Source organism: Alteromonas sp. V450, from assembly GCF_001885075.1.
In the GTDB taxonomy this organism is placed as follows: Bacteria; Pseudomonadota; Gammaproteobacteria; order Enterobacterales; family Alteromonadaceae; genus Alteromonas.
Window position 1 is genome coordinate 2,152,410 of the sequence record NZ_MODU01000004.1, and the last position, 21,919, is coordinate 2,174,328.

Below are 21,919 nucleotides of genomic sequence, written 5' to 3' on the forward strand. Positions count from 1 at the left end.
AATTTTTTAACAGTTTTTCCGTTTATTACTTGATGAACACATATATTGGATGTAATTTAAGCACTACTGGTTTAATTTCAACCAGCTACAATTTGGTACAACACTCAATAAGTGTTTCTAATAACCCTCGATAACCTGAACTGAATGAGGTGTAATATGGCAACTAGTGTGTCTGCGCGTTCCTATAACGCAATTATTGAAAGTGCTCTCTCACAAGCGATCCATTTAGGATCACAATCCCCAAAGTCTCGTAAATCTGGAAGGCATGGCATCGCTGGCTTTTGCATGCTGCAAGGTCCTACAGGTGGCGGCAAGAGTAGTGGCCTATACCGCCATGGTAACGACGATGGGCGCCCTCCTGCACTGGAACAAATAAATACAGCAAATCACCAGTCCATTTTTGTCACCCATAGGTGGAACATTCTCCATGACGTTTACGCTAATGTCATAAAGAGTAAGTGTTCTAATGGAGCGTCGCTAACAGCAAGCGTCATTTACGCTCAAGATGAAAATATTATCTCAGCCTTGCTAAAAAAACCTCTCCCCCATGAAGTTGATGTCCAATCTCAAGATTTACCAGATCCCCAAAAGACTCTAGTGCACTTGAATGACAACGGGTTGTTACCTCATGATAAATGGGGGTATTCAGCCATACAGCGAACGGTACGCAAAATAATGCGTGAAGCAACTATATTGGAGAAAAACAGCTTTCAGTCTTCTGCACCGTTAGGTAAGTATTCGCGTCTAATGAAAAATGATTTACAACGTTCTTGTGCCCAGCTTGAGTTTATGTTGTTGAAGAATATGCAGCTTCTTGAAAAAGAAGTTAAGAAAACAAAAGAAAAATATGGTGATGATGCTAATTTAACGAAGGTTGTTAAGAGAAAGCTCCATGCCTTTAGAAGTAACGACTGGGTCCGTCGAATATTTCCAGGCATAGTATGGCATGATGACAAACAACACTTGTTGATCATGACGACACAGAAATTATTTTCTTCCTTTTACGATGGTGTACAAAAAGTACGTATATCGAGTAATGAACTGAAAGACCATGTAATTTTTGTCGATGAATTTGATTACCAGTCTGATGTACTCCAACAATTACTGGCTCAATCTCAACTAGTACATGAGCCTCCCGAGTGCTTAGGCCAACTACTTGATGGTGGCCGAAGATTACTCAAAAGGATGCTGTATGACGAAAATGGCAGAGTACCCGAGATCAGAGAAAGGCTTACCAAGTTATTAGATGATCTCGAACAAGAGCTGAAAGTCAATAACATTAATTTGAAAGAAGACAGGGCTCTAGTTATACCTGCCAGAGACCACTTAGAAGGAAAATCATTTAAGTCACAATATTTATTTAGAGCTGATCACCTAGTTACTAGCAGTCAACTTTCGATGACTCAAGCCTCGCACGGGTTCGCTGTAAAAGAGAGGCAATTCGGCGACAAATTTACTGCTGACGAAATCGATATAGATAAATTCCTTCGATTAATGGAAAAATATATACGCCAGTTTAGTTTAATGCTGTCTGATTTTTCTTCTTCTGATGGTGAGGAGCAAGATTTATTAAGAGAGTTGAGTAGTTTACTGTTTGATGCAGCTAATGACTATCGCCCTTCTCATTACAGTAGTGCTTTACCAAATATGTCTTTGTTCTCATTACCTCAAACTAGTTTGCCAGAACTCAACAGTCTTAGAAAAAGCAATACACTACCCAATACTCATGCAAACATATTCGGGCTTACTAATTGGCAACTTAAGCAAAATGAGCAAAAAAATGATCTAGACCGCTTACGTATCCAGATCCGGCGAGCTTTTTTACCAACTACTCCCGAAGGCTTAATACTTTCACTTGCCAGTAGAAATTTAGTATTTGGGTTATCTGCAACATCGTACATTGAAAGAGCTCTTGGTCACTTCGATATTCGTTGGCTCAATTCAGCATTGCGTTACATTGCGGAATGTAGAACTCCTGATATCCAGAAAAGCTACTTAGGCCATGAATTCAAAAATAAACCAAAGGACTGGAGTAAAAGGCCTGTACCTTACTTCCAATCTGACGCTGATATAAAGCGTCAAAATGATATGATCGCCTACTTAAGTGATAAAAAGGCAACCCTCCGACAAACCAACTTAGACGTGACGGTTTCTGGCTTTGACGAACGATTATCTCAGCAAGACCAAATCGACATTCTTTCTAATTTAGTTCCCGAGTTTTTTCAGGACTCCGATAGCGGTATTTCCGCCAGCGCTAAGGAACATAGAGAAAGAACATTATTAAAACTCATCAATGTAATTGCACTAGCTGGCACGAAAGAAAAGCATAAGGGTCAGCTCGCTTATGTTAATTCAACGAAATATTTTCGAAAATGGTTAATAGAAGACGAAGCGAAAGCCAGTCGCAACAGCATTGAGTGGCTATGCATAAATGAAAAAGCTGCCAAAGAATTCAGTCAAGACAAGCTTTTGGCTTCATTCAAAGATGTTTTCATTCCAATTAGCGTAAACGAACAAGAGATTACTATCTGTCTACTAAACGCTGAATGCCAAAAACGTCCAGGGTTTAAGGAAGCTTATCAAGCCGCATTTGATGCAGAATCCCCTGTCCTTATTATTACCCAAACAGCCTCAGCAACCAATGGTATCAACCTAGACTTTAAACTGAGCAATGATAAAAGTATGGACCTTACTTGTGTGTACATACTTGAGTCTCGCCACTACTATTTTGCAGCTAATGATAACAGCGATGAAAATCTAGACAAAATGGCGCATGCGGGTTATCAAATGCGAAATTTAGATAAACTTCGCAGGTACGGCGAAATTTCTAGAAAAGAACATAGGAAATATATTTCAGCAGTAATGGATGGAACTGGCTATCAAATATCGCAGCTAAATAATTCTGTTTATAAAAAGGGCTCGGATTACATAAAAAATACAGCCGCTGACATACAGCAGCAGATTGGTCGTTTAGAGAGAGTTTGGGATCATATCGGTAATGTTGAAATATACGTTTCGCATCAACTGGCCCAAGACCTAATTAAATTTACAGCCTTACCTGCTTACACCAACCATAAACAGATACTCAGCGACTTAAACCAAAAACTTCTCGATAGGCTAACTTCCATTGATGATGAATCTTCTAACGATTTTTTCGGTGCGATGTTTACGTCGAGTCAGACTGGTGAAAACGCTGTCAGTATTATTGATGATAAGCTAATTCCAGCAATTCGAAAGTCACGCGAGTATCCAGAAATTACGGATGACATAGCCAAACTTTGGACACAGTTGGGGCGTGCCGTGCTGCAACTAGATTATGCTTGGAACCCCAAAAGTTTTGTTTATGGCATTCATACACCATTAAAAGATTGGGCTTGTATTGAAAAGCCAACTCACAGCAGTTCATTCACAGAGATCTGGTACGATCCTGAAACATGGCAGTTTTTCAGTGAACCAGGTAAGGGCCGCATCCCCTATAGACCAGACAGACTATACAGCTACATTCAGTCACACAGCGCCATCATAGATTGGTTCAACAAAAAGGGCTACAGGACATCAATGTATCCTATCGCTTGTGAATTAGAGGAGACATATGTCCTCCACCCTCGCATCACTCAGAGAATATTACAAGGAAGGTTGGGTGAAGAGGCAATACGAGCTTTATTGCATTCGCAAAGCGTGACCACTCACACAACCTTAAATAGCCAAAGTGTACTTGAGCTTTATGATTTTACAGTCTCAAAAACTGATTTTAGAGTAGATGCAAAATTTTGGGGAAGTGACAGCCTCGATAAAACTGATGAGCAATACCAAGAATGGCTAATAAATGGTGCTCAACCTGACAAAGCCCCACTTGGATTAATTAATAAACTACAAGCAATTCGAAATGCGGAAGGCTTTGAAACCAAACTAGCCATACTCAACTTTGTCTGTACTGAGCATGATGCTTCACTTGTAGGATTTAACGAACAATTAAAGCAAGTTCCTGTTACAGAGGCGGACATTATCGTACTTAATGGCTGCATAGGTCATGATGCTAAAGATACTGTAACCACTGGCTTCAACCACTTTGTGGATTTGGTTTCTGAACAACAAAACAAGAAAGAGGACTAAAAGGTGAGCAATAACAATCCAATAGTAAGAGAATTGCCCCTTTCTCACACAATTTACTTAGACAGTGAAATCGACGCTGAAAAAGCTAAGAAACTAGTGGTTTACCATTATCCATTGAACAAATCATATCGATGGAAGGAGTGGCAAGAACACTTAGACACAGAGCTTTCTAATCGCTACTACCCATATTTGATGCGCAGCTACAAAGGACAATTTGGTTTGTTTGTAGCTGTGGACTCTGAAATCACTAAGCCACCGGTTATTCTCAATAAAGATGGAATGGATATTCGCCCCGAGAAAGTCCAATACTCCGCTGAAATGAACCCCATCTGGATACGTTTGATAATGCGCAAAGTATCTGCATTTGGGACTCATTGCAAAGGAAGTCATACATTAGGTAGGCCTCTTCTTAAAATAGATACTTGGAACACTAAAAAAAGTACAGGCGTCAATGCAATCAGTTTAGATTGTAGAACTCAACAACGCAGGGATAGGAATACGACCGAAGTAGTTCTTTTTCATGAAAATGTACCACTTCGTGTACTAGACAGTGCGAAAGCCAACGCAGAACACCGAAGCTCTATGTGGGTATACGATAAGAACAACATTTTAGTGCGCTGGATACCTAAAAAAGGCGAAAAAACTTCCGGGCCTGTGTACTCAGAAATACGTAAAAATAAAAATAAACGAAAGCAACGTGCATTTATTGATCTTTCTAATACAGATGCCTTCAAGGGCAGCTGGCCTTGCTTACTTAAACCTATTCAAGATGAATTGATTGAGAGAGCCCAAGAATATGGCTTTAATCTAAAGCCTAAAACCTTAAATCTCAGACCATTACCTCTCAAGACCAAATATAAGCAAGGTCCAAAAACTCGGAATACAATGCCTAGTGTAGCATTGCTAGAAAAAGTTCTTGTGCTCGACTTACGTTTCTCAAAGAACATATCGGCTGAGCAAATGTTGTTACCACTTAATCAAGCGCTATCTGAAAAAAGTATTAACACGCAACTTCATCTTTTACCTGATTGCGCCCCTCAAGATATTGATAGCCTTGAATTCAATAAGTCTGATTCAATTTTAGTTCTTTTAGATCAATATCCTGGAGTTATTGAAGACCATTACCCTCTCACAACTAAACTTCGCACTAAGGTCGCTTGCCAGCACATCAATGTAAACCCATATGACTTAGACGGTGACTCCATCGAAGCCAAGCTTATTAATGAAATTAGCGACGAAGAGAGTGATGAAACATATTTAGTACCTGAAGACGAATACTATAACTATGCTCTATCTATGTTTGAGACAGATAGCAGGATGGAGGCACTGAAGCGCAATTTAGAAATTGTCATCAAAGAACTAAGTATAAAGCATTTGCTGCATGATGATCAGGTCAAATTAAGCTCAATGCTTCCTGAAGAGCGCGACGTTCTAAATGAAGAGCTTGTTGTTATAACCGACGGTTACCTGTTTACAGTTCTCAATGACAGACCAGTACTCATCCCCTTTAATCCAACCATATCAGAGCATGAAAAAAATTGTGATTTAGTTTTGGGTAAATTTAATACCTCTGTAAAACAGCTGTTTGCATTGTTGAGTAGAGAATGGCCATACAGCTACCAACCACAGGTGGTAATGCAAGGTTTTGGTAGTGATGCAGAAAAGTATGCTAGGTTTGCTCGCAGGCAGACCATTGTTATACATAAAGCGGAATCTGTTTCTATCTACTACCAAGACCCTAAGTACGATACGCCTCATATGCTTCCGAACCACCTTGCAGAAACACTGCAAGAACTCCAATCACAGAATATCTCTATGCCATTAAAAGAGTGGCAGTTACCTGAAAGAGATGTGTTAGAAGAGCATATTAATGAATTGAAGGAAGAAGGTGAGCTATCAGAGAAAAGTGCAAATACCTTACTTATGCAGCTTGATGATATTAAAACATGCTGGCATGAAGCACTAGGTACTTTATGGCAGGAAAACCGATCATCAATTGAATACAAAGAACTAAAGCAACATGCATTTAAAGCACTGTTAAGTGTGATGAACAATAAGTTACCTGAAGGTGAAATGCCCAAAAAAATTGTAAGTTCAAGCCTCAGCGGTTCTTGGGCCAAAGTTGCTTCAAGAGTATTTGGTATTCCATTGCAAGACATTCGAGCCTGGCTAAGAGACATTCCGGGTATTCAAAGGTTATGGCATGATCCAGAGCAAGGGTATTACATTGTAGGAAGCTTAGCTCCGCCTAAATTACAACTAACCAGACAACCAAGTATTCGCCAATGGCACGCACTCCAAGGAGAAATGAATACTGAGCTACTTGCCTCATTAATTGATGTTGACTGGGTTCGCTCCAACCAACTTGCTGGTAACCCATGTGTGGCACTACTTGTTAGACGGTGGAGAGATTGCCAAAACGGCAAGGAAGAAGCTTTAGGTTTAGGGTTGATAAAATGAAAGTAAAAAATTCGGCGATTATTTATACCGGATATGACTACCAAACATTGCAAGGTATTAAGCTACTAGCAAACTGGCTTCACAGTCCTGCATCATATATTCGAGTTGCATTTGAAGCAGACAATGACAGTAATGAAACACCTGAAGGTATAGATGATGTTGTTTGTGAAAGGCCAAATGGTATTAAAGATTTTTGGCAAGTTAAATTTACTCCCTCCCCTGAGAAGGATGAAAACTGCCTTACGTGGGATTGGTTGTTAAAAATCTCAGGTAAAACAGCTAGATCTCGTTCCATTCTTAAAAAACTCTACGATGCTATTAATGCTGTGCCTGCTGAAAAGCTTGGGGATGTAGTTCTATTGACCAACAAGCGGCCGGATAGATCTATGGAGTCTTGCCTGCGTGGTTCAAAAATAGACTTTCATCAGGTTAATGATGACTCACAACAAGAGGTTATCCGACAATTAGGAAACCGCGAAGCTGCTATGTTTCTTTTTTCGAAGTTGACCGTCCAACATAGTGATGGAGACTACCTTACGATAAAGCGTAGTGTTCGAGCCGAGCTTTTGAAGTTTTCCGACGATACAGGCGTTGAGCGGCTTATCGCAAGAGCACGTGAATGGGCAATGTTTCAGAATAATCCTCCAGAAAATGGTTGGATTTATCTTCATCATGTTAGAGAAGTTTTATCACCCAAAAGACCGGAGCCCATACCTGAAATATTCTCTGTGCCTGAGGATTATTGCCTCCCAGATTCAGATTTTCACAATGCTCTACTTGCTCGTATTAGCAGCTCAAACGGCGAAGTCATTACGTTAACGGGTAAGCCTGGTGTTGGAAAAAGTACGTATCTATCGTTTCTGTGTCAAGAATTGGAAGATCAGGAAATTCCGCTATTACGTCATCACTATTTCTTATCATTGGGGGATACAACAGAAGACAGACTAAGCCCAAGAGTCGTCGCTGAATCGCTGCTACATCAAATCAATAGCTTTCACAAAGAAGCAAATGCAAGTACATCCCATCCTGAAAACCTGCGTGATGCGCTGGTAACCTGCGCAAATTATTACAAAGACAGGGGAAAACCCTTTTTAGTATTAATTGATGGACTGGATCATGTTTGGCGAGACAATGCAAAAAATAAAAAGCCATTGGACGAAACCTTCAGACAATTGCTACCTACAACAGTAAACTTAGTGATACTTGTTGGAACGCAACCAGTTGACGATGATTTACTCCCTCACACACTACTTACTCATTCTCCTAAGAATGAATGGCATTGGTTGCCTGAAATGTCTGGAAATTCTATATACGAGTATTTAAAACTTCATATTGAATCTGGTCGATTATTCTCCAACGGTCATGAGGATCATGTAGATGAAGAAATTCAGAAAAGTGCTGGCGCGTTATTAAAGGCTACAAATGGCTATCCACTGCATATGATCTACTCATCTGAGTATCTGTCTCATCATGGATTAGCACTTTCTTACTGGCAAATTGAGAAGCTTCCGCCATGCTCCGATGGCAATATTACTACTTATTATTCCGAGCTCTGGCGTAACCTCAATTATAGACAAAAGGATGTTCTTCACCTTTGCAGTGGATTTCAATTTGCATGGCCCAGACCGGCGATTGGTTGCGTTGTCAAAGATATTCATGAATATGCTCCGAGCGTTGATGCCGTTGCACACATGCTTTCTGAAGGAGTTTGTGGAGTGAGGCCATTTCATGAAAGCTTGGTTGTGTTTGTTAGAAGTCAGGAAGAACACGAAGAACGAATAAGTGCCTTGCTGCCATTTGTGTGTGAATGGCTAAACTTAAGCGCACCTATTCATCTCAAGGATAATTGGCTTTGGTCCTGTTTGGCTCGAATGGGCAGCACATCCGAATTACGAGAAGGCGTTGTAAGGGACTGGATACTTGATAAGCTTATTACTGGCATGCCAGTCAAATCATGCATAAGGCTATTATCTGAAGCTGAAACATATGCATTTGAAGAACTTGAATATGCTGAGGCATATGGCCATAGAGCATTAAAAACCCGGCTTATAAATGGACCTGAATTCCAGACTTGGGATTCCAATAATTTAAGTATTCTCTCCCTTATATTAGCTGATGAAGCATCTATAAATGAATTAATATCAGGACAAAACGAGTATTCACCAACCAAATTATCCATATTGGCAATTGCATTATGGTATAGAGGGGCAGTTGATCAAGCAGAGTTGTTATCGCAGAAGGCTATTGATCGATATCGGGCTAAAACCAAACTTTTGTCTTCTCGACACTCTCAAGATAACGAAGCTGAAGCTGCTGTACTGATAAAAGCAGGTGTATTAACCGACAGCCTTAACTACGATGCGATTATTGAAGGAGGAAACTTCTCTAATTGGCCCGATGGATATGTGGCTAGTTTTAGACGTGCATGCCGTACAAAAAAAGAGCTGGGTCTGCTCTTCAGGGCTTGGCAGTGTTTACCCAGTAATTCAAATCATATCGGTCAAATCGAACTCGATGCAATTAGATTAAGCATTATAGAGGGTGCAGATATTGCCCGTAGGCCAGAATATAGCGCTTTTTCCTCACAGACGTTATCTCAGTTTTTAGATATATTCTCTAAGAAAAAATTTGCCAGTATTAAAACTCACCTTTTTGATGGCCTCTCGGAAACAGTCTTCAAAGTTGAAAAACCTGGCGGTTATCATAGCTGGTTTTTTTCTTCACTTTGTACCAGGTTAAGTGCAGAAGGCGACTTCTCTTGGTTACCAGTTAGTGCAACATCAGATCGAGCGGATGTGTCAGCTCATTATGTATTGCTTAATGAGCTTTCAGATTGGATCGCAAATGAACTTTTAGCAGGGAATACATTAAACTTTGACGTAGTTTGTGCGATGTTTCCGCTGTGGCCAATATTAGATGAGGTTCAATGGGAGGCAAGAAGAGCCGATATAGCTTTAAAGCGCGATTGGATTGAAATTGCAGCCGATTGTCACCTGATAACAACCAAATCTGAAGTTTCGCGTGATGAACTAAAGCAAATTGTTGACTCTGGTGTATTCAGAGTTGACTGGCTTCGGTTATGGTATAAGGAGGTAGGTCTCAAACTGTTAGACGATGATGCTGTTGTACTGCTCATTGAACTCGATGAGGCTCGACAGTTAAATGAGCTAGAAGAAACAATTGAGAATTCTAATGCTTACCTTGAACTCGCTCAAATAGCATTCCAACACGATAACCTAGCCCTTTTTGAAAGGTGTATGAGAAAAACATGGGATTTTGTGCTCGGTTACGGGCATCATAAAGACCCCACCATATTTGATGTTTTAAAAGCTGTGGAATACCTTTCCGAAGCTGATCCAGATTCTGCTCTGGAAATATTAGAGCGGATATCACCGATAGTTTTCAATATATCCAAGTTTACCGATGGGGATGAAACTAGACACTCTAAGCACTCCATATCTTCACTATTAGCAAAGTTAAACCCGCAAACAGCTGCTTCGGTTTATGATCAAGAGCTTAGCGATGGCGAATGGTATTATGCTGAAGAGACAATACTTAGGCTGCTTGAAAAATGTGACTTTTCTTCGCCGATTACAAAGCATTTATTTCTCACTGGCTTGCACTCTAGTTGTTACCAAATGCTAAAAGTAAACGTTGAGAATGGAGATCTACATGCTACTCATATTGCTAATGAAACAAAAACCTGTATTGGAATCGATATTAAAGAAATCACTGAAGATAAATCGACTGCTGATGAATTTGATGAAAAAATCACTTTACAACCAGCTGATTTTCCACCAGAAAAATTCGAAGAACTGTCCCTAGCGCTAAACGGGAAAATTAGCACCAGTAGCTTTTTAAAAAATTGGTACAAGTATTGGTGTGAACATGGTCAAGAAGATGCTCTATTAAAGCAGTTGACACCACTCATTCCAACATTTATTGACCGTTTGAACGACAAACGTCACTTATTAGATCATCTTTTCTACAGTACACAAAAATTCAACGGTAAAGAAAAAGCATTTAACCTTTTAGTTTTTGCTCACAAAGCCATGGGTGGCTGGTCTGATTGGTACGAGCGTTCGGAAAATAGTATCAACCGACTTAGAGTGGTGGCTGAGCAATATCCTAAAAAAACAGACGAGTTTATAAAGCTAACAACATCGGAGTTGGATAATTGGAATGATAAATTCGGTAATTTAATCATTCCAAATGATAAATTAGTCTTTTTACTCTCCCAGAGTGGAAGGAAGGATGAGGCTCTTGAACTGACATTATCGATGGTTGAAAGCTTGGAAGACAGCGTTCGCAATCTTAAGCTGACTAAACCAGACTGGGATTGGCGTCGTGATGACTCTCTCGATGAAGCATTGGTTAAGTCGTTAATTTCAAGGCTTAAACTTCCAATACCCTCTGTTAAATTATGGTCTATAGACCAACTTTCAATACTTTTAATTGCACAGCACCCAAAAGTTGAAGAATTATTGAAAGAAGATTTAGCCAATAGAAAGCAAGAGTCAGAATGTGTAGAAGTGCTATGCGTATTTTTTGCAGCCAAGCATCGGGGCTATGTCTGCCCAAAAGATTTAGGTCATTTAATTACAGCAAGGTCCTCTCTCTCAGATCTATTAATAGAAGAACTGGAACCTACAACAAAAGGTTTAGGTGAGTATACCTATCCATTTTCACCGATTATCAGCTTAACTCATGATAATAATCGATTCGAATACTATCAGGGGAATCATGTACCTTTAATGTACAATTCATGGTTAGAAAAAGAAGAGAAAAGAACGAGTATACCTTTTACCGATTACTTTCAATCTGAATGGAACACTACATTTGAATATCAGCCTTCAAAAGCAACAAATATTGATTATTTTTTTAGTGGCGATCGTCAAAGGTCTACTGGCCAATTTTATACACAGGCAAGTCACCGTGGGCGTTCAGCATATTTAAGAACAATCGAACTAGCCAAAGAGATTTACGGTATGCCGGACTCTTACGCGGGACATTTATCAATTCCAGCATTACCTATCGAGCCTGCGTATCTAGCACTTCGCCCTCAAAAACCCAAATGGTTACCAGTTTGGAATGGCATTAACTCCCCTAATGAAGAGCACTTGAGCAACTATGTTAAAGAAGCATTAGCCAACTTCTCTCACACAGATGGCAGCCATAACCTTTTGGCATTTTCATTACCTATTAAGGTTGATGACAATACCTGGATTGATTTAACTGCTGTAAAGGTGAACTCTGAAGTAAGGCTGACACCGGACATGCATATAAAAGAACGTTCTAACTGCATTGCTGTTGGCAACCTTCTAGATAAGGAGCTGTCATATGAACTTGGTGCGAGTCAGCCACATGAAAATCCTACAATGGCCGGCACTTCGTATCCATTTATGAGGTATGGTCATTGGCACTCTGACCTCGAGTCACGTGGACTCTACATCCCAAAATGCACAATTGATGAAAAAAAAATTACAGGCTCATCCTACAATGGCTTGTTTTACTACACTATTGGCAGCGCCACTATTGGATTTTCATCATTCTGGTACAGCAACTGGCAACCAATTCATCCGAAAGGAGTTCGGTCCCTATGTGGTACTTATACAGCGGTCAGCAAGGAAAAGCTTGGGATATGGTCAAGCTTGGTTGATAAACAGCAAAAACAATGTTACGTCTGCAATGCCACCGTTCTTAGCTCAGAAGCAAGCTATAGAGAATACGACCAGCACGAGTTTAACTTTTTAGTTTACCAAGACTGAAGCTATCTATGAGTATTTCAATGTAAAAAAGGCGAACCATCTCTGGTTCGCCTTTTCTAAATCATGCGTTCACAAGCTTAATTTTTTCGCCCGTCTGTTCTATACCCATAAAAAAGTGAGCTCACAAAAGCTCACTTTTTCTAATTTTTACTTTCAAACTTTATTAAAGTTTCAAACTTGTTTTTGTTGTTTCAAACTTAATTCGAAAGTGACACAAACACCCTATTCCTCAACATAACTCTCGATGCTAGGGCAAGAACAGATCAGGTTGCGGTCGCCGAATACGTCATCAATACGGTTAACCGTTGGCCAGAATTTGTTTCTGTGCACTTCTGGCGCTGGGTACGCCGCTAGCATGCGGTCGTAGCTGCGGTTCCAGTCGCTGTCACAGATGTCTGCTAGCGTGTGCGGTGCATTGTGCAGTGGATTGTCAGTGGCATCCCACTCGCCGCTTTCTACTTTTGCTACTTCTTCACGAATACTGATCATGGCATTAATGAAACGGTCTAGTTCGTACTTCGCTTCCGACTCTGTTGGCTCAATCATAAGCGTACCTGCTACTGGGAAGCTCATGGTTGGCGCGTGGAAGCCGTAGTCGTTTAGGCGCTTCGCAATGTCTACTTCGGTTACACCGCTTGCTTCTTTTAGCGGGCGCAGGTCAACAATACATTCGTGAGCAACACGGTCGTTGTTACCTTTGTAAAGTACCTTGTAGTGCCCTTCTAGCTTCTTGGCTACGTAGTTAGCGTTAAGAATAGCCACTTCGGTTGCACGGCGTAGGCCTGCGCTACCCATCATTTTGATATACATGTAGCTAATAGGCAGAATAGATGCACTGCCCCATGGCGCTGCCGATACTGCACCACAGTCTTTACCTGCGGTTTCTACGTTAACAACCGTGTGGTTTGGTAGAAATGGCGCAAGGTGCGACTTAACACCAATTGGCCCCATACCTGGGCCGCCACCACCGTGTGGAATACAGAAGGTTTTGTGCAAGTTAAGGTGCGACACATCTGAACCAATGAAGCCAGGTGATGTAATGCCCACCTGCGCGTTCATGTTCGCGCCGTCCATATAAACCTGGCCGCCATATTGGTGAACAATGTCGCAAATCTCGCGTACGGTTTCTTCATATACACCGTGGGTAGACGGGTATGTGATCATGGCGCACGATAGATTGTCGCCCACTTCTTCCGCTTTTTTGCGAAGGTCGTCAAGGTCTACGTTACCTTTGCTGTCACAGGCGACTACTACCACTTTAAGGCTAACCATCTGCGCAGACGCAGGGTTAGTACCGTGGGCCGAGCTTGGAATTAAGCACACATTTCTGTGACCTTCGCCGCGGCTTTCATGATAGCGTTGAATGGCCAATAGGCCTGCGTATTCACCTTGCGCACCTGAGTTAGGCTGCATTGAAAGCGCGTCGTAGCCTGTTACGTTAATTAGCCACTCGCTAAGCTCGGCAATCATTTCTTGGTAGCCCGCTGCTTGATCTAGTGGTGCAAACGGGTGAAGCTGACCAAATTCAGCCCATGTTACTGGGATCATTTCAGCCGTCGCGTTTAGCTTCATGGTGCACGAACCCAATGAAATCATTGAGTGGTTAAGCGCCAAGTCTTTGTTTTCAAGGCTCTTAATGTAACGCAGCATCTCTGTTTCAGAGTGATACTTGTTAAACACTTCGTGCGTTAGGAAGTCGCTAGTACGTACTAAATCTTCAGGAATAGATTTCACGTCTTGCGTGGTTACTTCAGCGTCTAGGCCTTCTACTGTTAGGCCGTGATCGTCACCAAGCAATACGTCGAATAGCGCAACAATGTCTTCACGTGTGGTGGTTTCGTCTAGCGACACACCTACCGCACCGTCAAGGTCTGCGCGCAGGTTCATGCCTTTTGCATAGGCTTTCTCTAGTACGTCTTCTTTGTTGCTTACCATCACGGTTAGCGTGTCGAAGTACGTGCTGTGCTTAAGAGCAACACCTTTTTCTGCACCTTTCTGGTTTAAACCAGTAGCAAGAATGTCGGCAAAACGGTGAATGCGCTCAGCAATGGTTTTAAGGCCTTGTGGGCCGTGGTACACCGCGTAGAAGCTAGCCATGTTGGCTAGTAGCACCTGCGCTGTACAAATGTTCGAGTTCGCTTTTTCGCGGCGAATGTGCTGCTCACGGGTTTGTAGCGCCATACGCAGTGCTGGGCGACCACGGGTGTCTTTACTTACACCAATAATACGGCCAGGTAGTGAACGCTTGTAGCTGTCGCGCGTTGCAAAGAATGCCGCATGTGGGCCACCATAGCCCATAGGTACACCAAAGCGCTGTGCACTACCAAGTGCAACGTCTGCACCTAGCTCGCCTGGCGACTTAAGCATTACCAAGCTCATAAGATCAGCGGCTACTGCCACAATGCCTTTTTTCGCTTGTACTGCAGCAATAATGTCGCTGATGTCTTTTACTTCACCTGTAGACGTTGGATATTGAAGTAGTGCGCCGAATACGTCGTGTTCGGCAGCTTCTTCTGCCGCACCTTTGATGATTTCAAAACCAAACATTTCAGCGCGGGTTTGTACCACGTCTAATGTTTGTGGGTGAACGTCGTTAGCAACGAAGAACGCGTTCGCTTTTTTGTTTTTAGATACACGCTTAGCAAGGCCCATGGCTTCTGCCGCCGCTGTACCTTCATCAAGTAACGACGCCGACGCTAGCTCTAAGCCAGTTAGGTCAATGGTCACTTGTTGGAAGTTAAGAATAGCCTCTAAACGACCTTGGGCAATTTCTGGCTGGTAAGGCGTGTACGCTGTGTACCAGCCCGGATTTTCTAGCACGTTGCGCAAAATAACGTTTGGTACGTGCGTATCGTAGTAACCCATACCTATGAAAGAACGGTTAATTTTGTTCTTTTGCGCAACGGCTTTTAATTCACTTAATGCTTCAACTTCTGTCGCCCCTTCGCCACATTTTAGTGGCTCTGGTAGCGCAATACCTGCCGGTACAGTTTGCTCGATCAGATCGTCTAATGAGCTTGCACCAATGGCAGACAGCATTTCTTCAATTTCGCCTTTACCCGGGCCAATGTGACGACGGATAAATGTATCTTTTTGCTCTAGTTGAGCCAATGTAGGGGAAGTATTCGACATAACGTTGTTAAGCACTCGTAATGGTTGCCGCAAGGGCGCGTTAAATCTTTAAGTTAAAAAGGGGCGCTAAACCTAGGCCCCTTTTTTAAACTGTATATCTGTGAAACTGCGTAACGAATTACTCTTCGTCAATGCTGTTTTCGTAGCCTTCAGCGTCTAGTAGGCCTTCTACTTCTGTCGCGTCGTCAGCTTTAATTTTAAATAGCCAACCGTCACCATATGGGTCAGAGTTAACGAGCTCTGGTGAATCTTCTAGATCTTCGTTAATCGCCACTACTTCACCTGAGATTGGCGCGTAAACGTCAGACGCTGCTTTTACAGACTCAGCAACACAAATGTCGTCGCCAGTGCTTACTGCGTCGCCAACATCTGGCAAATCAACAAATACCATGTCGCCAAGTAAACCTTGTGCGTGCTCAGAAATACCTACAGTGAAAACACCGTCACCTTCAGGGCGAACCCATTCGTGTGTAGCGGCATAGCGTAAATCAGTTGGGATGTTGCTCATAATCGTTCCTGTTATTCTCTGTTAACTTTTGGGGCCTAGTAGCTGTTGGCCTTATAAAACACTTTTTCCATTGCGAACAAAGGAGGGCTTAACCACTTTTACTGTAACCCACTTTTTGCGCATTTCCACTTCTACTGTTTCACCAACATCACGTGGTACTCGTGCCATTGCAATTGAGTGACCCAGCGTTGGAGAGAACGTACCGGAAGTGATAACGCCTTCGCCGCTCTCAGTTTTCACTTTAAGGCCATGACGTAGCACGCCTTTTTCAGTCATTACCAAGCCTACTAGCTTGTCAGTACCCGCTTCGCGCTGCGCTTCTAGCGCTTTACGCCCTACGAAGTCACGTTCTGCCGGTTCCCATGCAATTGTCCAGCCCATGTTAGCGGCTAGTGGCGATACGGTTTCATCCATATCTTGGCCGTACAGGTTCATGCCTGCTTCTAGGCGAAGTGTATCGCGAGCACCTAGGCCGCATGGCTTTACGCCCGCGTCTAGTAGGGCTTGCCAGAAGCTTTCCGCTTGCTCTGCAGGCACCATAATTTCGTAGCCTGCTTCACCGGTGTAACCCGTGGTAGCAATGAATAAGTCTTCCGCTTGTACGCCAAAGAATGGCTTCATGCCCGCTACCGCTTCTTTTTGCGCCGCGCTGAACAAGGTGGCAGCTTTTTCTTTAGCGTTAGGGCCTTGCACGGCAATCATGGCAAATTCAGGGCGTTCAGTAATGGTTACGTCAAAGCCTTCTGCTTTACTCATTAACCAATTCATGTCTTTTTCGCGCGTTGCTGAGTTAACCACCAGGCGATAGTTGGTTTCGTCGAAGTGATAAACAATAAGGTCGTCTACCACACCACCTTCTTCATTCAGCATGCCGCTGTATAGCGCCTTGCCTTTTTCTTTTAATTTAGCCACATCGTTGGCTAGAAGGTACTGAAGATACGCTTTGGCTTGTGCGCCTTTAACGTCAACAATAGTCATATGAGACACATCGAACATACCGGCGTCTTGACGCACAGCGTGATGCTCTTCAATTTGTGAACCGTAGTTTATTGGCATATCCCAGCCGAAGAAATCGACCATTTTCGCACCCGCTTCTAGGTGCTTTGCGTGTAGGGCGGTGGTGTTAGACATTCCACTTACTCTTTTTTAATGTATAGGTAGAAAACGCCACTGAGTATAGTGAGCTAACGTTTGTGCAACAAATTGGAAATATTTATCAATACATTTAAAAACCAAATGTATTAGTGGGTACTTATGAGAAACGTAAATATAAAACACGCTGTCTATAGGGCGTGACCGCAGTCATCGCCCTATAGATGAGTATATAGCTTGGCCTGTAACTATGTTTTTATTTAAGCAGGCTTATATGGTCAGCGTCTTAATTTTACACAAATTTAATTAAACACGCCTTTTTAGCGCAGAGCGCATATCTGCTGTGTATTGCCTAAAGTACTGTTTGATATCTTCAAGAATGAGGTAATTTAACGGCACAATAAACAATGTGATAAGCGTTGCGAACAGAATACCAAAACCCAAACTTACCGCCATAGGAATGAGAAACTGTGCCTGCGTAGACTTTTCAAACAGTAAAGGCATTAGGCCCGCGAAGGTGGTAAGGGAAGTAAGCAGCACCGGCCTAAAACGTCTTCCACCCGCTTCATAAACCGCTACGCCAAGATCTTCACCTTGTTTGCGCTTTTGGTTTATATAGTCAACAAGTACTAACGAGTCATTCACTACAACACCAGATAACGCCAGCATTCCCATAAAGCTAAGTAGCGTTAAATCCATTCCCATTATCCAATGCCCCAGCACCGCCCCCACTAGCCCGAAAGGTATTACAGACATTACAACAATGGGCTGCGTGTACGACTTAAACGGAATGGCCAATAAAATGTAGATCAGTATTGCAAGGGCAATACCACCTACAACCAGACCTTGCGATGACTCCTCTTGGTCTCTGGCCTCACCCGCCATTTCAAACGTTACGCCTGGGTATTGTGCAAGCTGAGAAGACAGCCAGTCGCTCAGTTCGCTTTGCACAATAGTAAGGTCACCATTTTGTTTATCAAAGTCAGCTGTTACTGAAAGCGTTCTCTGGCGATCGACACGAAGAATGCTGTTAGGACTGAAGCCTGGCGTTACGCTGGCCACCTGCCATAACGGTACCTCTTGATTCGGTCCAATGCGGATCATCATTTGTTCTAAGGTTTCAATAGACTGCCTTGCTTCTAATGGGTAGCGTACCATCACGCGAACATCTTCTCGGCCCCGCTGAATGCGCTGGATCTCAAAGCCAAATACGGCTTGGCGAACCTGTCTAGCCACCGTGTTGAGATCTAACCCTAGTAATCTGGCTTCTGGCTTCAGAGTTAACTGCAGCTCTTCTTTTCCGTCTGACAACGAATCTTCTATGTCAAAAACGGCGGCATATTCCGCCATTTTAGTTTTAAGCTTTTCACCTAAATCATTGAGTGCTTGCGTGTCTCGCCCTTTAAGCTCTACATCTACGGGGGCACCGCCCCATCCGCCTATCTCAGCACGATAGTTTAATTGCTCTGCACCGGCTATTTGCCCCACCCGAGCTCGCCACTCGTTAACAATGTCACGTGTGGCTACGTCAATAGTTCGCTTTTCTGGGGGAACAAGGTCTATTTGTACCCTACCTGTTGTTGAATTGCGCCCGCCGCTTACCGAGTAAATATTTCTAATTACCGACTCACCGGTTTCTTCATCAAGATATTTAGCCTTCAACATTTGCGCGTGTTCGGTCATTGATTTTACAATTTTATCCGTACTCTCAAACGCGGTTCCTGCTGGCATAACCAGTGTAGCGGTCGCCACTTCGCTTTGTACCCGCGGGAAAAAGATGAACTTAGTTTGACCACTCGCAATAGAGCCCAAAATAACAATCAACATGGCAAGCATAAGCATCCACGTCGCGTAGCGCCATCTCATGGCTACAGCTAGGGCTGGTTGGTACACTCGCTCAATAAGTGTTTCAAGAGACTTCGCTACCTTTCTTTGTATTTTTGATAAACGGGAGTCTTTTTTATCGGCGCGCGCTTTAACGTGCTTTAGGTGCGCAGGCAGAATGAATTTCGACTCAATAAGCGAAAACAAAAGTACCGGAATAATGACGAATGGAATGGCGGAATACCAACTTCCTCTGCCCGTTTGAAACGCTAATGGTAAAAAGGCCGCGGCGGTGGTTAAAATGCCAAATGTTACCGGTACTGCAACCTCTTGCGTTCCTTTTATGGCCGCGTCGAGTGGGCTTTCTCCACGCTCTAGATGTGCGTAAACATTCTCACCGGTTACTATTGCGTCGTCTACCACAATGCCCAGAACCAGGATGAAGGCAAATAGGCTCATTAAGTTTAAAGTAACGTCAAACACCGGCATGAGTAAAAAGGCACCCATAAAGCTCATAGGGATCCCTAAGCAAACCCAGAACGCTACCGATGGTCTTAAGAACAAGGCCAGAAGGGTAATTACCAACAATGCTCCCTGCCAAGCGCTGGTCGACAGCGTTGCCAAACGAGCCTTTATCGGCTCGCTTCTATCTCGCCAGAAATCAAGGCTTAAGCCTTGTGGCATTTGTGTTTGCTTGTAAGCAACATAGTCTTTAACAGCCTGCGTCACTTCAATAATGCTTTCATCGCCACTTCTAAATACTTCTACTTCCACGGCCGGCATACCGTTAAAGCGCGTTTTTAACGGCGTTTCTTCAAATGCGTCCGAAATATTGGCAATATCGCCAAGTTTTATCATGGTACCGTCTTGCGCAGTCAGCACAGGGATATCAGCATACTCGCTAGCGTTGTATGCTTGCCCTCTGCTGCGAATAAAAATATCCCCACCTTCTGTTTTTAAGTTACCTGCAGATACATCCGTCGCATTTTCTCTGATAACCATTGCCACTTGTTCTAGGGTGAGATCATATTTTCGAAGCGTTTTTTCAGGTATCTCAATTGATATTTCAAACGGTAGCGTACCGCTTATCTCCACTTGTGATATATCAGGCAGCACGGCTAGTTCATCACGAATGTTATCGGCAAATCTTCGCAGCGTAACGGCGTCATACTCACCATACACAACTACGCCAATGGCATCTCTTCGCCATTGTGGTACCTGAATAAGTAAATTTTCAGCACCTATTGGGAAATTGTTGATGGCGTCTACTTTAATCTTAACGTCATCGAGCATTTCTCTTACATCGTAGCCTTCTTCTACCTCAATAGTGACCGATGCACCGCCTTCACTGCTTGATGAGTTTATTTCACGAATACCCTCAAGATCTTGTATCGCCTCTTCAATGCGAATTGTTATTCCTTCTTCAACCTCTTCGGGCGACGCGCCGGGCAATGTCATGCTTACACTTACGCTGCGTTGCTCGAATTCAGGAAAAAGGTCGACTGGAATATGATTAGACGCAACATAAATACCCGACAGTAAAATCACCACCAGCAAAATATTCGCGGCAACATCGTTTTTAGCAAACCAAGCGATCATTTCGTTGCCTCCGTGTTCACTGCATTCGCTTTCTCACGAGATTTGACAGTATCAGAAGCCACCGACGCTCCCCCTAAACTATCGGCAAGGGTCTTCACCTTTGTACCGTCAGGTATATTAGCGGTTGGTGTTAGAATGACTTTGTCACCTTGGTTAATACCGTAGCCTAACGCTTTGTCGTCACTTGGCTGCGCAGCGCTTACGACAACACTTTTCGTATCTGTCCAAAGCGGCGTTACTGCGCGTTTTCTCAATACGCCGTTATCCACAACGCTCACTTTATTGTTTTGCGACACGGCCTGACGCGGAACAATAAAAACATCACGTAATAGCTGGCCCTGAATTTTGGCGTTTAAAAATTGCCCTACTCGCAATGCTGGTCGCTGTGCGCTTGTTTTAAAGGGCTCAGTTACCTGCGCTACCAGGAAAAGCGTACGTGTTGTTGGGTCAAACGCGCCTTCACTACGAACAATCTCGCCTTCCCAGGTATAGGAAGTGGCGCCTAAATCGCCAGTAAGATAAACGGATGACCGCGCTTCTTGCGCATTATCATTAAGAAAATTCAAATACTGCAGTTCTGAAGTCTTTACCGGTAATCTCACCTCAATTACGTCTGTACTGTAAATTGATGCAATGGTTTGATTAGGTGATACAACCTGACCAATATCTACAGATTGACTTAACACCATTCCATCAAAGGGTGCGCGTATGGTAGTGCGTTCAAGGTTAAGTTGTGCACCTCTCAGTCTTGCTTTCGCAGCATTAAGTGCCGCTTGTGCAGCAGCAACTTGTGGTTTGCGCAGCGCCAATAGCTTTGCGGCTTCACCTTTGGGCTGTTTGTTCCACTGCTGGGCAGAAAAATCTGCTTCCGCAAGTTCTTGCAGGTAAACCAGTTCGGCTTGTGCCACGTCAGATTTTGCAATTTCTACGTTAATTTCAAAGTCACGAGGATCCAGCTGTACCAGCACATCCCCCTTGTTAAAGGTGCTACCTGCGCGAATATTAGGAGACACCGAAACAACGCGAGCCGATACATCAGCAACCAGCTCAGTTTGCGTCAGCGGTTGTGCTGTTCCGTATGAATCAATCCAAACCTGATAATTGTCCACCTGTAAGTCCATAACATCTACCGCTACGGAAGGCGCTTGTTGTTGACCGCCCCACCTTTTCGCCTCGGGTTTGTTTGAAAACATAGCAACAACAATGAATATAGCGATTACAAAGATAACCACTGATACTACAATGTGGGTTAGCCACGGTACTTTTTTGCTTAATGGTGAGTACTCTTTATTATTATTTACCACAGATTTCTCCAATACGCTTTGCGTGTGTTTTCACGCATTATATTTCGCTTTTCGGAAACTACGAGAAAATACGCTGAAAAGATTAATCGTGAATGAAAGTACTTTTTTGCCAATGTAAG

Annotated in this window: 8 protein-coding genes; 3 read left to right on the forward strand and 5 right to left on the reverse strand. The window is 43.0% G+C overall.

What is annotated here, in order from left to right:
- Positions 1-156 precede the first annotated feature (156 nt).
- Genes BK026_RS09455 through BK026_RS09465 form a run of 3 tightly spaced genes read left to right on the forward strand, consistent with a single transcriptional unit; the run spans position 157 to position 12,341 of the window.
- Complete coding sequence (locus BK026_RS09455; protein WP_071815634.1) at positions 157-4,113, forward strand: hypothetical protein; 3,957 nt, start codon at positions 157-159, stop codon at positions 4,111-4,113.
- A 3-nt stretch (positions 4,114-4,116) separates the two neighbouring features.
- Positions 4,117-6,573 (forward strand): hypothetical protein, encoded by a 2,457-nt coding sequence (locus tag BK026_RS09460; protein WP_071815636.1) that lies wholly within the window; start codon positions 4,117-4,119, stop codon positions 6,571-6,573.
- Positions 6,570-12,341 (forward strand): ATP-binding protein, encoded by a 5,772-nt coding sequence (locus BK026_RS09465; RefSeq protein WP_071815637.1) that lies wholly within the window; start codon positions 6,570-6,572, stop codon positions 12,339-12,341. Before BK026_RS09460 ends, BK026_RS09465 begins: the two co-directional genes overlap by 4 nt.
- 222 nt (positions 12,342-12,563) lie before the next feature.
- Here BK026_RS09465 and gcvP read toward each other — a convergent pair whose 3' ends face one another.
- The 5 genes from gcvP to BK026_RS09490 all read right to left on the reverse strand — a co-directional run bounded on the left by gcvP (position 12,564) and on the right by BK026_RS09490 (position 21,800).
- Positions 12,564-15,473, reverse strand: coding sequence for an aminomethyl-transferring glycine dehydrogenase (gene gcvP / locus BK026_RS09470; RefSeq protein WP_071817580.1), 2,910 nt, complete (start codon positions 15,471-15,473; stop codon positions 12,564-12,566).
- Between the two features lie 118 nt (positions 15,474-15,591).
- Entirely contained in the window at positions 15,592-15,981 is a 390-nt protein-coding gene (gcvH, locus tag BK026_RS09475; RefSeq protein ID WP_071815639.1) for a glycine cleavage system protein GcvH, read from the reverse strand.
- A gap of 51 nt (positions 15,982-16,032) precedes the next feature.
- The gene (gene gcvT / locus BK026_RS09480; RefSeq protein ID WP_071815641.1) at positions 16,033-17,112 is read right to left on the reverse strand and encodes a glycine cleavage system aminomethyltransferase GcvT; all 1,080 of its coding nucleotides are present in this window, start codon (positions 17,110-17,112) and stop codon (positions 16,033-16,035) included.
- A 267-nt stretch (positions 17,113-17,379) separates the two neighbouring features.
- A complete protein-coding gene (locus BK026_RS09485) occupies positions 17,380-20,496 on the reverse strand; it encodes an efflux RND transporter permease subunit (protein ID WP_071815643.1) in 3,117 nt (1,038 codons plus the stop codon).
- Positions 20,493-21,800, reverse strand: a complete 1,308-nt coding sequence (locus BK026_RS09490; RefSeq protein WP_071815645.1) for an efflux RND transporter periplasmic adaptor subunit — start codon at positions 21,798-21,800, stop codon at positions 20,493-20,495. Before BK026_RS09490 ends, BK026_RS09485 begins: the two co-directional genes overlap by 4 nt.
- Positions 21,801-21,919: the final 119 nt, after the last annotated feature.